This is a genomic window from Ancylobacter sp. GW821-FHT10E12 (assembly GCF_058809335.1).
Genome location: NZ_JBXASN010000001.1, coordinates 156,819 through 169,275, shown reverse-complemented (window position 1 = coordinate 169,275; position 12,457 = coordinate 156,819). Strand labels below are relative to the sequence as shown.

Annotated in this window: 11 protein-coding genes; 3 read left to right on the top strand and 8 right to left on the bottom strand. The window is 67.6% G+C overall.

What is annotated here, in order from left to right; translation table 11 throughout:
* Positions 1 to 2 precede the first annotated feature (2 nt).
* Positions 3 to 1,868: an ABC transporter ATP-binding protein gene (locus AC1RU4_RS00875; RefSeq protein WP_492889091.1), complete on the bottom strand. Its 1,866-nt coding sequence runs from the start codon at positions 1,866 to 1,868 to the stop codon at positions 3 to 5.
* 163 nt (positions 1,869 to 2,031) lie between these two features.
* Here AC1RU4_RS00875 and hemF point away from each other — a divergent pair, with 163 nt between their 5' ends.
* A complete protein-coding gene (gene hemF, locus AC1RU4_RS00870) occupies positions 2,032 to 2,961 on the top strand; it encodes an oxygen-dependent coproporphyrinogen oxidase (RefSeq protein WP_492889090.1) in 930 nt (309 codons plus the stop codon).
* Positions 2,962 to 3,147: 186 nt separating this feature from the next.
* Here the strand turns inward: hemF and AC1RU4_RS00865 are convergent, their stop codons facing one another.
* From AC1RU4_RS00865 to AC1RU4_RS00835, 7 genes are all read right to left on the bottom strand, one after another.
* Positions 3,148 to 5,133 carry a hypothetical protein gene (locus AC1RU4_RS00865; RefSeq protein WP_492889089.1) on the bottom strand — a complete coding sequence of 662 codons (1,986 nt, stop codon included), beginning with the start codon at positions 5,131 to 5,133 and terminating at the stop codon, positions 3,148 to 3,150.
* 422 nt (positions 5,134 to 5,555) lie between these two features.
* Entirely contained in the window at positions 5,556 to 5,921 is a 366-nt protein-coding gene (locus AC1RU4_RS00860; protein ID WP_492889088.1) for a glycosyltransferase, read from the bottom strand.
* 164 nt (positions 5,922 to 6,085) lie between these two features.
* A complete protein-coding gene (locus tag AC1RU4_RS00855) occupies positions 6,086 to 7,195 on the bottom strand; it encodes a DUF3616 domain-containing protein (protein ID WP_492889087.1) in 1,110 nt (369 codons plus the stop codon).
* A 132-nt stretch (positions 7,196 to 7,327) separates the two neighbouring features.
* Positions 7,328 to 8,620, bottom strand: coding sequence for a CCA tRNA nucleotidyltransferase (locus AC1RU4_RS00850; RefSeq protein ID WP_492889086.1), 1,293 nt, complete (start codon positions 8,618 to 8,620; stop codon positions 7,328 to 7,330).
* The gene (locus AC1RU4_RS00845) at positions 8,617 to 8,880 is read right to left on the bottom strand and encodes a DUF6111 family protein (protein ID WP_492889085.1); all 264 of its coding nucleotides are present in this window, start codon (positions 8,878 to 8,880) and stop codon (positions 8,617 to 8,619) included. The genes AC1RU4_RS00850 and AC1RU4_RS00845 overlap by 4 nt, the downstream gene beginning before the upstream one ends.
* Positions 8,880 to 9,554, bottom strand: coding sequence for a CoA pyrophosphatase (locus AC1RU4_RS00840; protein WP_492889084.1), 675 nt, complete (start codon positions 9,552 to 9,554; stop codon positions 8,880 to 8,882). The genes AC1RU4_RS00845 and AC1RU4_RS00840 overlap by 1 nt, the downstream gene beginning before the upstream one ends.
* Entirely contained in the window at positions 9,551 to 10,120 is a 570-nt protein-coding gene (locus tag AC1RU4_RS00835; protein ID WP_492889083.1) for a DUF1285 domain-containing protein, read from the bottom strand. The genes AC1RU4_RS00840 and AC1RU4_RS00835 overlap by 4 nt, the downstream gene beginning before the upstream one ends.
* Positions 10,121 to 10,405: 285 nt before the next feature.
* Between AC1RU4_RS00835 and AC1RU4_RS00830 the strand changes: the two genes are divergently transcribed.
* The gene (locus AC1RU4_RS00830; protein WP_492889082.1) at positions 10,406 to 11,416 is read left to right on the top strand and encodes an AAA family ATPase; all 1,011 of its coding nucleotides are present in this window, start codon (positions 10,406 to 10,408) and stop codon (positions 11,414 to 11,416) included.
* A gap of 29 nt (positions 11,417 to 11,445) precedes the next feature.
* Complete coding sequence (locus tag AC1RU4_RS00825) at positions 11,446 to 12,456, top strand: DUF58 domain-containing protein (protein ID WP_492889081.1); 1,011 nt, start codon at positions 11,446 to 11,448, stop codon at positions 12,454 to 12,456.
* The last annotated feature ends 1 nt before the right edge of the window (position 12,457 follow it).

The window sequence follows — 12,457 nt, the reverse complement described above, 5'->3', positions numbered from 1 at the left end:
GATCACTCCGCCGCGGCCTCCTCCCGCTCGTCCATGTCGATGAAGCCGCCGGACTGGCGCTGCCAGAGCCTCGCATAGAGCCCGCCGCGGGCGATCAGCTCGGCATGGGTGCCGGTCTCGACGATGCGTCCATGGTCCATCACCACCAGCCGGTCCATCCGCGCGATGGTGGAGAGCCGGTGGGCGATGGCGATCACCGTCTTGCCCGCCATCAGCTCGTCGAGATTGGTCTGGATCGCCGCCTCGATCTCCGAATCGAGCGCCGAGGTCGCCTCGTCCAGCACCAGGACCGGCGCGTCCTTGAGCAGCACGCGGGCGATGGCGATGCGCTGGCGCTGGCCGCCGGACAGCTTCACGCCGCGCTCGCCGACATGGGCGTCGAGCCCGGTGCGGCCCTGCGGGTCGATGAGCCCGTCGACGAACTCGCCCGCATGCGCCCGCCGCGCCGCCTGCCAGATCGCCGCGTCGTCGGCCTCCGGGCGGCCGTAGCGGATATTGTCGCGCACCGAGCGGTGCATCAGCGAGGTGTCCTGCGTCACCACGCCGATATTCGCCCGCAGGCTCTCCTGCGCCACGCCGGCAATGTCCTGCCCGTCGATGCGGATGCGCCCGCCCTCGAGGTCGTAGAAGCGCAGGAGCAGGTTCACCAGCGTCGACTTGCCCGCCCCCGACGGGCCGACGAGGCCGACCCGCTCGCCCGGCCTGAGGGTGAGGTCGAGATGGCCGATCACCCCGGAAGCCCGTCCGTAGTGAAAGCTGACATCCTCGAAGCGGATCTCGCCGCGCGGCACCGCGAGGGCGGGAGCGGCCGGCCGGTCGACCACCTTGTGCGGGCGGGCGATGGAGAGGATCGCCTCCTGCACCGTGCCGACATTCTCGAACACCCCGGTCACCACCCACATGATCCAGCCGGACATGTTGGTGATGCGGATGGCGAGGCCGGTGGACAGCGCGATGGCGCCGAGATTGATCGCCCCCGTCGACCACAGCCACACGCCGAGCCCGCCGATCGCGCCCAGCATGACGCTGTTGAGCGCGCTCACCGAGAGCGCCATGGTGGTGATCTGCCGCTGCTGGTCGCGGAAGGCGTCGTTATGGGTGACGACCGCCTCGCGCACATAGGCGTCCTCGCGGTCGGAATGGGCGAACAGCTTCACCGTCATGATGTTGGTGTAGCTGTCGACGATGCGGCCGGTCAGCGCCGAATTGGTCTCCGACAGCGACTTGGACAGCGCGCGCACCCGCGGGATGAAATAGCCGAGCGCCAGGACATAGAGCGCGATCCAGGCGAGGATCGGCATGGCGAGGCGCCAGTCGGCCTCGGCGAACAGGATCACCGCGCTCACCGCATAGACCGAGACGTACCAGAGCGCGTCGATCACCTCGACCACCGAGCCGCGCAGCGCCGATCCCGATTGCAGCACGCGGGTGGCGACGCGGCCGGCGAAATCGCTCTGGAAATAGCCGAGGCTCTGGCGCACCACCCAGCGGTACGACTGCCAGCGCACCAGGCTGGAGATGTTGGCGGTGATCGACTGGCGCACCAGGAAATCGTGCATCGCCTGGGTCAGCGGGCGGGCGATCACCACCACGAACGCCATCCACAGCAGCAGCCCGCCATGGTCGGCGAAGATGGTTGCCGGCGAGGAGGTCTGCAGCAGGTCGACGATCTGCCCGACATAGCGGAACAGCGACACCTCGACGATGGCGACGAAGAACGCCGCCACCAGCGCGGCGACGAACAGCGCCCCGCCCTGCCGCACGAAGTGCCAGTAGAACCCCAGCAGCCCTTCCGGCGGCTGGGTCACGGGCATCGGGCGGAACGGATCCAGCCGGGTTTCGAACCAGGTAAGCAATCGCGTGAACATGGATCGCCTTTTCCGCCGCCGATGCGGCGGCAGTATGTCAGCGGGGGAACAAGCGTGAACCAATCATGAACAGATACGAGTCGCGGCCGGCGCGCCAGCACCGATCGGTTGTCCCCGGGCCTGCGGGGAGGCTAGAAGCAGCGGCGCAGGGAGGAAGCCGCCCATGACCGACCATTCGTCCGCCGCCCGCAACGCGCCCGGCACCCCGCTCGATCCGGCGGCGATCGAGGCGACCAAGGCCGCCGCCCGCGCCTGGTTCGAGGGTCTGCGCGACCGCATCTGCACCGCCTTCGAGACGCTGGAGGACGAGGCGCCCGCCGGTCTCTATCCCGGCGCCCCCGGCCGCTTCGTGCGGACGCCGTGGAGCCGCGCCGATCATACCGGCGCGGCGGGCGGCGGCGGGGTGATGTCGATGATGCATGGCAGGCTGTTCGAGAAGGTTGGCGTGCATTGCTCGACGGTGTTCGGCGAATTCGCCCCGGAATTCCGCGCCCAGATCCCCGGCGCCGAGGCGGATCCGCGCTTCCACGCCACCGGCATCTCGCTGATCGCCCATCTGGCGAGCCCGCATGTGCCGGCGGTGCACATGAACACCCGCTTCGTCGTCACCTCGAAGGCCTGGTTCGGCGGCGGGGCGGACCTCACCCCGGTGCTCGACCGCCGCCGCCGCCAGGACGATGCCGACGCCCTCGCCTTCCATGCCGCCATGCGCGGCGCCTGCGAGGCCCATGCGGTCGCCGACTACGGCGCGCTCAGGGAATGGTGCGACGAGTATTTCTTCCTGCCGCACCGCAAGGAGCCGCGGGGCATCGGCGGCATTTTCTACGATTGGCTGGATTCCGGCGACCGCGACGCCGATTTCGACTTCACCCGCGAGGTCGGCCTCGCCTTCCTCGACATCTATCCGCGCCTCGTGCGCGCCAACATGGCCGCGCCGTGGACGGACGAGGACCGCGAGGAGCAGCTCGTCCGCCGCGGCCGCTATGTCGAGTTCAACCTGCTGCACGACCGCGGCACGGTGTTCGGCCTGAAGACCGGCGGCAATGTGGATTCGATCCTGTCCTCGATGCCGCCGGTGGTGAAGTGGCCGTGAGCATCCGGCCCGGCGGGCGGCACAGGGATGGAGAGAAGGACAGTGCCCGCATCATCGTGGTGTTGATGAAGGGAAAATCGGCTTTCAGCACATCATAGGCCTCGTCCCGCCCAGTCTCCACCGGTGTGGAGCGCGGTTCTAGCGCCTGTCAACGTCACCATGTACCAGATGGCGGTGGCGCCAAATCTAAGTGATAGTCCACGAGAAATTACGGCCTGAACCCGTACGATTTTGAATGTAAATGATACCGTTATCTAGGGAAACAGTAATTGCGCCCGCCGTTCCCGTGGTTGTTCCGTTCATCGGCCCCGTCCCGACGACAATATTTGCCGAACCGAGCGAACCCGCAACGGCTTGGAAGAGATTTGCGCCTATTGAAAAACGAAAATCCCCCCAATAACTGAGCGTTTGATGGCATTTAAGCGAGAACAGCCCAGCGCTGACCGCTGGAGTAAACTTTACAAATTTATTGACATTTATATATATCTCGACCGCCGATCGAAATGCTCCAGCTTTTGTCGGCAAATCAAAGGCAATTCCTTCTGGTGCGTCGAAGTCCTGTATAACGCCGCTTACAGTCGCCCGGCGTCGCGTGACGGACATGCCTTCTTCATTGACGATGCCGCTTGAGAAGCGTTCGCGTACGGCCGTCGTCATGACAGTTCCGACATCGAGTGTCCAATTATAGACATCGGTGCATTTTACCCGCGCGACCATGGCCGTGCCAACGCCATAAGTCGGTGATGTAATCTGTAGGCTGCTCAGGTAGACGGAGGGATGATCGCCAACCATTAGAAGCGGCGCCTGACACCCGCACATCGAGCGGTCAAGCTTGTCGATCTGCACACGTTGTGTCCCATTAACGATAATGGGCTCGGCACCCCAGCTGAAGTTCGTCTGCCACAGCGACCGGCTATGCGCCTTCGGAGCGGACAGGAGAACCTGAAGACCGTCGTCGATAAAAATGCCGGGGCCGAGATGTTGTTCAACGTGAAGATTGGCCTTTATGTCATTAACCGGCGTATCTCCCGGCATCTCATACCCGGCGAATACCACAGACGGCGTGAGAAAGGCCCTACCATTAGTCATCGTAGTTGCAGCATTGTCAGCCAATGTCACCGTGGTGCCGCTGGTCACCGCGGAAATCTTGGAGATCAGGAACCCCCCGCTTTTCCCAGCATCCTCAACATAGATGTACCGACCGACATCCGCTGCGTCGAAAATGCCGTCCTGCATCGTCAATACCGGGCTTCCCGCGGTCATTGCCCCGCGGGCGTAGTCGAAGCTAATGATCGCACCTGTCTTGGTCGCGTAAAAAACGCTGTCGACGACCGCCACTGTCGAACCGCTAACGCTCTGGATGGTGCCGCGGATACAACCTGAGTCCTGTTCGACATAGACAACCTTGCCGACATCACCGGAATTGAACAGCGCTGACGCCGCTGTAATTGTCGAGCCGCCGGTCGTGGTGCTAACCGTAATCGAAGTTTCCTTATGAAGAGTCGCCCAGCCCGAGGTGAAAACGTCCACGTTTTCGAACTCGCAATTATAGGCGCGGCCAGCCCATACCCCGGTATTACCAAGACCGGAAATCGACACGTTATCGAGGAAGCCTTGAGAGATGGAATTGGCGTGGATACCTATGGGATGAGAGCGCAACCGTGTCTGGCCGTTTATACGGATATCTCGTAAAAATGAACGAGCGGCCGCGCCACAGCGGAACAGTTTCTTATCGGCGCCGAACCCAGTCGGGCGGAATTCAGTCGAGAACCCCTCCCCCGAGACAATCCAAGGCTGGCCGATCAGGTCGAGCCGAATTTCGCTGCCAACCACGAAGAAGCCGGTTCCGAACTTGAGCGACAACGGGCGGCCGAGCGCCGCAAAAAGATTGATGGCCCCATTGATTGCCGACGCGTTATCGGTCGACCCGTCACCGACAACGCCGAACCACTCGGCCTGATAGATGCCCTCCTGTTGGGCGCGCACCCACGCGCCCGAGGCTGTGCTGGTCGGAGCAACATATATCCCCTCTTGCGTGTCGGCTTGATGCGTCGCGACCGGCACGGAATTGTTGTAGCGGAACCACCCCTCACGCCCAACTTCATATAAATAAACCTGCTCGGAAACGCTGGCCGACTTCAAAGCCGCACGACTTGAAACACCAATAACCACAAGCTTATTCCTTTTATATTTGTAGTTGTTTCGATTTATGGCTAATTTTTGCGCACGTAATTATCGGGTTTCATGAAGGGCATAAAAGTGAAAACTATCAGATGAGACTTTTCGTTAGATGTAAATTCTCCAGAATGACGCCTAGCATCGCCTTTCCGGACAACTATTTTAGCTCGAAGCTCCCCAGCCGGCCGCAACCCCGTTCAACCCATCAAACAGCACCAGCGCCCGCAGCGCGCCCACCATGGCACGGACTATTCAACCATCGGACGGTTCCGCGTTCCACAGAAAATGCAGTCATAGATTGCAGATCACCCCGGCGGCATCCCGGCCATGTGGAACACCTCCCAGATATGCCCGTCGACATCGTCGAAGCCGTCCGAATACATGAAGCCGTGGTCCTGCGGCTCGCGCGGCGCCGCTCAGCGGTCGCTCGCGAGTTCCTCCAACATCGTGCGCGGGGTCCACTTGCAACTCTGATTATCCCGCAGGGGGACGATCCGTATGTTCGGATGCGGCGCCACCAATTCATCGAGGCGTTTCCTCACCAGGCGAGGAAGATCGCGATTCACCAGGATCAACGCATAGGAGCGTTCGTGCCTGGTCAGCCTGATATAGGAAGGCAGCGCGAATCGGTAAAACAGCTCCAGCCGCGATTTGAGGCGGTCCCTGTCGAACACGAGGGCCTTGGCTTCGTCGAACGACAAATGCCGCGTCGATTGAAACCAGTTCAAGGTATCGAGGGTGACGAGACTAAATCTGGTAATTCCGACAAAAGTAATAGTCATTACTTTACGATCGCCTTCCCTCTCGCCAAGGGAAAGCTAGGCTCGACCTATCGTCAGGTCAAGTTTCCGAACCCGTACCAACAAGCGACATTCTCGTCCGGCCCGCCGGACGCGGATACGGACACGGCTTCGGCCCCGGCCCGGCCGCGGGCCACCGGCCGTCTTTACTTCATCTCCACCGTCACCATGCGCCCGCCGCCCTCCCGCAGCCCGTCGAACAGCAGCAGCGCCCGCAGGCGCTCGCCGTCGAGCTCCAGCGGCAGCAGCGCCTCCGGCTTGCCGTTGCCGACGGCCGGCAGATCGGCGAGCCGTGTCGCGCCGTGCAAGCCGGCACGGTAGAGCGCGTAGTCGCCCGCCATCGCCGCGCGGCCGGCCGGCGGGTCCAGCTGCGGGCCGGCCAGCACCAGGAAATCCGGGCCGAACGCGACGAGGTCGCGGATGCCGCGCGGCTCCCCGAGCGCATCGCGGCCGAGGTCGAAGGTAGTCAGCTCGACCTTGCCCGGCGGTGCATGCCCGTTGCCGTCGAACAGGGTGGCCAGCGGCACCGACACCATCACCGCCCGCCCTTCCAGCACCGGCGACCGCAGCCCGGCATGGAGGCGCCCGTCGCGCACCGCGATGCCTTCGATGTTCAACCCGTGCTCGGCCAGCGGTGCATCGAAATAGCGCGACAGCGCCCCGATCGAGCGCAGGATGCCCGGCAGCTCGGTCGAGACGTCGATCGAGGGGCGCGGGCCCTGGATCTCGCCGTTCCGGCTCACCGATCCCGGCACCAGGCGGATGCTGAACACCCGCCACGTCGCCCTGGCCCTGGCGTCCTCCCGCAGCTTCTCGGGCGCGGTCCCCTCGGCGAGGTTCTCGTGGCGCGGGCGGCCATGCGAGCCGATGACGTAGAAGACGCCGTCCGCATAGGCGACGCCTTCCGCGTCCAGCGCCAGCGGCTCGCCGGCGAAGCGGTCGGCGATCAGCGGGATATAGGCGCCCGCCTCGGCGCCGTTCTTCCTGACCATGACGATCTGCACGCCCTGCCCCTCGTCGTCGGCCACGAGACACAGGCGCGGAAAGCCGCTGCCGGTGGCGCAGGCAATGCCGCTGATGTCCCTCGCCCGCTTGAATTCCCCCTTGCCGGCCGTCCCGGCCTGCTGGAACCTGCCATAGAGGCGCCCGTCGAGGTGCCATTCCGCGTCCTCGGCGCGCGAAGGCGCCGCCCCGGCGGCCAACACCGCCAGCAGGAGCAGCACGAGACGGACGGGCCTTGTCCACGCGACGGCCATGACGGTTTCCTCCGGCGACGCCGAGACGGGTGCCATTCAACCACCGCGAGCCGGCGGGAGCCAGAACCGCGCCATTCCCGATCTCGTGTTCGGATCGGGCGGTCGCGCCGGCTCGGAAGCGGCTGCGGGGCCCTACCCCGCGGCGAGCGCCGCGTCGGCGATCGCCGCCAGCGCCGCCTCCTCCTGCGGGAAGCCGGCCTCGACCCATGCCTCCTCCGCCCGCCTCAATGCCGCGCCCAGCTCCGGGCCGGGGGACAGGCCGCGCGCCAGGAAATCCGCCGCCTTCAGGGGGAAGACCGGCGCCTGCCAGCGGCGCGGCAGCTCCGCCACCGCCCGCCAGCCCTCGTCGTCGAGCGCGGCGCCGGAGCGGGCGAAGGCGATCAGCGTGCGGTCCTCGAAGCGCTCCGGGCCGAAGCGATAGAGCGCCGCCTTCTGCCCCTTCTCGCACATGCCCGGCGTCGCCGCCGGCCCGGCCAGCGCCGCCAGCCGCGACGCCTCCGCCCGCGACAGCCGCAGCCGCTCGGCCAGCGCCGCCGCGTCGGCCTCCCCGCGCACCGCGAGCACCCCCAGCCGGCGCACCGCATCGGGGGCGAGGCCCAGCGCCGCCTCGATGGCGGCGAGCCGGGCGAAGGCGGCGACTTCGGCGGCGACTTCAGCCGTGACTTCGGCCGTGACTTGGCCCTCCCCGCCCAATACCGGGGCGAGCAGCACCGGGGCCAGCAGCCCGGCCTCGTCCATCTCCGCCAGCGTCGGCGCCGCGCGCGGCGCGACCAGCAGCTTCATCAGCTCCGCCCGTACCCGCTCGCGCGAAAGCCTGGCGAGCCCGTCCCGCCCCCGCCGGGCGGCCGCCAGCGCCCCGGCGTCGACCGGCCCGTGACCGTAGCCGGCATGGAAGCGGAACAGCCGCAGGATGCGCAGGTAATCCTCGGCGATGCGCCGGTCGGCATCGCCGATGAAGCGCACCCGCCCGGCGCGGGCATCCGCCTCGCCGCCGACGAAATCGATGAGCTCGCCCCCGCGGGTAAGGAAGAGCGCGTTCATGGTGAAGTCGCGCCGCTCGGCGTCCCGCTTCCAGTCGCGCCCGAACGCGACCTGCGCCCGGCGCCCGTCGGTCTCGACATCCTCGCGCAGCGTCGTCACCTCATAGGGATGGCCCTCGGCGATCACCGTCACCGTGCCGTGCTCGATGCCGGTCGGCACCGGCCGGAAGCCGGCCGCCCCGGCACGGCGCATCACCTCGTCCGGCGTCGCGGTGGTGGCGATGTCGACATCGCCGCGCTCCGACCAGGGCGGGTTCGGCCGCACCAGCCAGTCGCGCACCGCCCCGCCGACGATGCGCGCCTCCTCGCCGGCGCCGTCGAGCGCGTCGAGCAGGCGGGCGAGGCCCGGTCGGCCGGCGATGAGCGGGTGCAGGGCGGCGCTCATTCGATATGGCCGGGGATGAGCTGGCCGTTCTCCCAGCTCGGCGGCACGTAGCGGCCGGTGGTCGGCCCGCGGCTCTCGACCTCGAACAGGAACAGCCCCGCCGCCACCAGCACCACCCCGGCGACGAGGCACGCCGCCAGCGCCCGCGTCGACCAGCCGGACAGGGCCGCGTCCACCCGCCGGCCGAAGCGCAGATACAGCGCGAACACCACGAAGGGCGTCAGGAACAGCAGGATCTCGGTGACCGCCACGCGTAGCATCAGCCATACACCCGGTCGTAGAGGCTGCGCAGGATGCCGGCGGTTATGCCCCAGATGAACCGCTTCTCGTAGCGCATGGCGTGGAAGGTGCGCAGCATTCCTTCCGCCTCGCGCGAATAGTGCTCGTGGTTGCCGGTGCTCATCAGGAAGGAGAGCGGCACCTCGAAGGCTTCGTCCACCTCGCCGGCATTGAGGGTCAGGCCGAATTCCGGCTCCACCAGCCCCACCACCGGCACGATGCGGTAGCCGGTGCGCGCCAGATAGGCATCGAGATAGCCGAGCGGCGCCACCAGCGCGCGGTCGAGGCCGATCTCCTCCTCCGCCTCGCGCAGGGCGGTGTGCAGCGGGTCGATGTCGTCGGGGTCGACCTTGCCGCCGGGAAAGGCGATCTGGCCGGGGTGATTCGGCAGGTGCGCCGAGCGAAGGGTCAGCAGCACCGTGGGCTCCGGCCGCGCCACCACCGGGATCAGCACCGCCGCCGCCTTCACCGGCCGCCGGTCGACGAGGGTACGGAATTCCGGCGTCAGCTCATGGTCGCCGCGCGCGGGATCGCCGTCGATATCCGGCACCCGCAGCAGCCGCGAGCGCGCGCGGGCGACGAAATCCTCCACCCGTTCCGGGTCGGGCGAACCGGCAGGCAGCGGCGCGGGGGTCGGAGGCACGGCGGCATTCATCCATTCTGGTCCATCTGCTCGGCCGCGGCGATCGGAAAGAACGCCCCGGCGGAAGCGACGCCGAACACGGCCCGCCCCTCGATCCGGCGCTCCTCGCCCCGCTCGACGAGTTCGAGGAATACCGGCCGCGTCAGCCGCGCCCACAGGCCGCGGCGCACATAGATATAGGGACGCACCTCGCCCTTCGCCGCCTGCGGATCGAAGCGCAGCGGGTGCCCGGCATCGCAGACCACCCAGTCGTCGAGATTGGTGCGGAAGGCAAGCCGCGCCGCGTCGCCCATCTTCTGGCCCGTCCCTTCGCCCACCCGCATCTCCACCGCCAGGAACGGCGCGTCCTCGACGCGTATGCCGAGCTTCTCCACCGGCGTCACCAGCACGTGGCGCTCGCCCTCGCGCCGCATCACCGAGGCGAACAGGCGCACCAGCGCCGGCCGCCCGATCGGCCGCCCCTCATGGTGCCAGCCGCCCTCGCGGTCGATGCGAATGTCGATCTCGCCGCAATCGGGCGGGTCCCAGCGCTCGAGCGGCGGCCCGCCCGCGCCGCCGGCGGAGGCGACCGACCTCATGAAATCGTCAAGTCGCCCGGAAGTGTCTGACACTACGATTCTTTCTCTGTCACACGAGCTTAATCGCGCAGTCGTGATGCCCCGCCCGATAGTCGACGCGATGTGAAGATAGCGTAAGCTCGCCGGCGCGGAACCCCGTGCCGAGGCTAGTGGTATTCGGCTATGTGCATTGCAATATAATTTTTTGCGATGCAACATGGCCGGCAAAGGATCGAGGCGGGCAAAGGTCTGGCCTCGACCTTGCTACGGCACATGGGGCAGAGGATCGGACGTAAGGAGCACGACATGACGTCAGCGACCGGCGAGAATTTCGAATCCCTCGACGCCATGATCGTCCGCTCGGCGGAAGCCACGGCGGCCAATGTGCGCGCCGCCCGCGGCGGCATCGGCGCCGTCATCTTCGGCCAGGAGGCGGTGGTGGAGCGCACGCTCATCACCATCCTGTCCGGCGGCCACGGCCTGCTGGTCGGCGTGCCCGGCCTCGCCAAGACCAAGCTGGTGGAAACCCTCGGCACCGTGCTCGGGCTCGATGCCCGCCGCGTGCAGTTCACCCCCGACCTGATGCCCTCCGACATTCTCGGCGCCGAGGTGCTGGAGGAAGGCGCCGGCGGCCGGCGCTCCTTCCGCTTCATTCCCGGCCCGGTCTTCGCCCAGCTGCTGATGGCGGACGAGATCAACCGCGCCTCGCCGCGCACCCAGTCGGCGCTGCTGCAGTCGATGCAGGAAGGCCACGTCACCGTCGCCGGCCTGCGCCACGACCTGCCCAGGCCCTTCCACGTCCTCGCCACCCAGAACCCGCTGGAGCAGGAGGGCACCTATCCGCTGCCCGAAGCCCAGCTCGACCGCTTCCTGATGGAAATCGACGTCGACTATCCCGACCGCGACGCCGAGCGGAAGATCCTGTTCGACACCACCAGCGCCGAGGAGACCAAGCCCAAGGCGGTGATGACCGCCGAGGACCTCGCCGCCGCCCAGCGGCTGGTGCGCCGCCTGCCGGTCGGCGAATCGGTGGTGGAGGCCATCCTCACGCTGGTGCGTTCCGCCCGTCCGGGGCCGGATGCCGGCGCGCTCGCCAAGTTCATCGCCTGGGGCCCCGGCCCGCGCGCCTCGCAGTCGCTGATGCTGGCGGTGCGCGCCCGCGCCCTGCTGGACGGGCGCTACGCCCCCTCGGTCGACGACGTGGTGGCGCTCGCCGAACCCGTGCTCAAGCACCGCATGGCGCTCACCTTCGCCGCGCGGGCGGATGGCGAGACGGTGACGGGGCTCATCGCCAAGCTGGCGGCGAAGATCGGCTGAATGCGGCGGGGGTAGCTTAGGACGGGTTGATGGAATTAGACGCGGATATTGCCGTCAGAAGTGCGGCGCAGGACGCCGCCGGCCTCGTAGCCGCCATGCCGCGCCTGGTGCTGGAGGCGCGCAAGATCGCCGCCAGCGTCTATCACGGCCTGCACGGGCGCCGCCGCGCCGGCTCCGGCGAGAATTTCTGGCAGTACCGCCGCTTCGTCGACGGCGAACCCTCCGCCCGCGTCGACTGGCGCCGCTCCGCCCGCGACGACCATCTCTATGTCCGCGAGCGCGAATGGGAGGCCGCCCACACGGTGTGGATCTGGCCGGACCTGTCCGCCTCCATGGTGTTCGCCTCGCCGCTGGTCTGGGAGACCAAGCGCGACCGCGCCCTCGTCCTCGCCTTCGCCCTCGCCGAGCTGCTGGTGAAGGGGGGCGAGCGCGTCGGCATTCCCGGCGTCATGCGCCCCTCCGCCTCGCGCCGCATCGTCGAGAAGATGGCGGAATCGCTCGTCCACGCCTCCAGCCTGCCGCAGAGCCTGCCGCCGGCCTTCTCGCCCTCGCCGCTCGCCGAGGTGGTGCTGCTCGGCGACCTGTGGAGCCCGACGCCGGACGTGGTCGCCAGCCTCGCCGGCCTCGCCGCCTCCGGCGCCCACGGCCATGTGGTGCAGGTCTGCGACCCGGCCGAGGAGACCTTCCCGTTCTCCGGCCGCATCGAGTTCCGCGAGCCGGAAACCGGCACCGTGCTCACCATCGGCCGCGCCGAGACGGTGCGTGCCGACTATGTCGCCCGCGTCGCCCGCCACCGCGCCATCATCCGCCGCGAGGCCGAGCGCCGCACCTGGAGCTTCCTCGTCCACCGCACCGACCGGCCGGCGAGCGAGTTGCTGCTCGCCCTGCACGCCCGCATGACCGGCGGCGGCGCCGCGGTGCCGCCCATGCCCGTCGGCGAGCCGGACTACGAGCCCGCCGCCGACGACCGCGGCGCCCAGCCCGCCGATCACGGCGACCATGCAGGCCACGCGCCGGCCGCCGGAGGCCCTGCATCATGAG

Bases quoted from the DNA above. Each gene is read 5' to 3' on its own strand.
- AC1RU4_RS00875 (WP_492889091.1), bottom strand. From the start codon at position 1,868: ATGTTCACGCGATTGCTTACCTGGTTCGAAACCCGGCTGGATCCGTTC.
- AC1RU4_RS00860 (WP_492889088.1), bottom strand. From the start codon at position 5,921: ATGACTATTACTTTTGTCGGAATTACCAGATTTAGTCTCGTCACCCTC.
- AC1RU4_RS00845 (WP_492889085.1), bottom strand. From the start codon at position 8,880: ATGCTACGCGTGGCGGTCACCGAGATCCTGCTGTTCCTGACGCCCTTC.
- AC1RU4_RS00840 (WP_492889084.1), bottom strand. From the start codon at position 9,554: ATGAATGCCGCCGTGCCTCCGACCCCCGCGCCGCTGCCTGCCGGTTCG.
- AC1RU4_RS00825 (WP_492889081.1), top strand. From the start codon at position 11,446: ATGGAATTAGACGCGGATATTGCCGTCAGAAGTGCGGCGCAGGACGCC.
- AC1RU4_RS00850 (WP_492889086.1), bottom strand. From the start codon at position 8,620: ATGAGCGCCGCCCTGCACCCGCTCATCGCCGGCCGACCGGGCCTCGCC.
- AC1RU4_RS00830 (WP_492889082.1), top strand. From the start codon at position 10,406: ATGACGTCAGCGACCGGCGAGAATTTCGAATCCCTCGACGCCATGATC.
- AC1RU4_RS00855 (WP_492889087.1), bottom strand. From the start codon at position 7,195: ATGGCCGTCGCGTGGACAAGGCCCGTCCGTCTCGTGCTGCTCCTGCTG.
- hemF (WP_492889090.1), top strand. From the start codon at position 2,032: ATGACCGACCATTCGTCCGCCGCCCGCAACGCGCCCGGCACCCCGCTC.
- AC1RU4_RS00835 (WP_492889083.1), bottom strand. From the start codon at position 10,120: ATGAGGTCGGTCGCCTCCGCCGGCGGCGCGGGCGGGCCGCCGCTCGAG.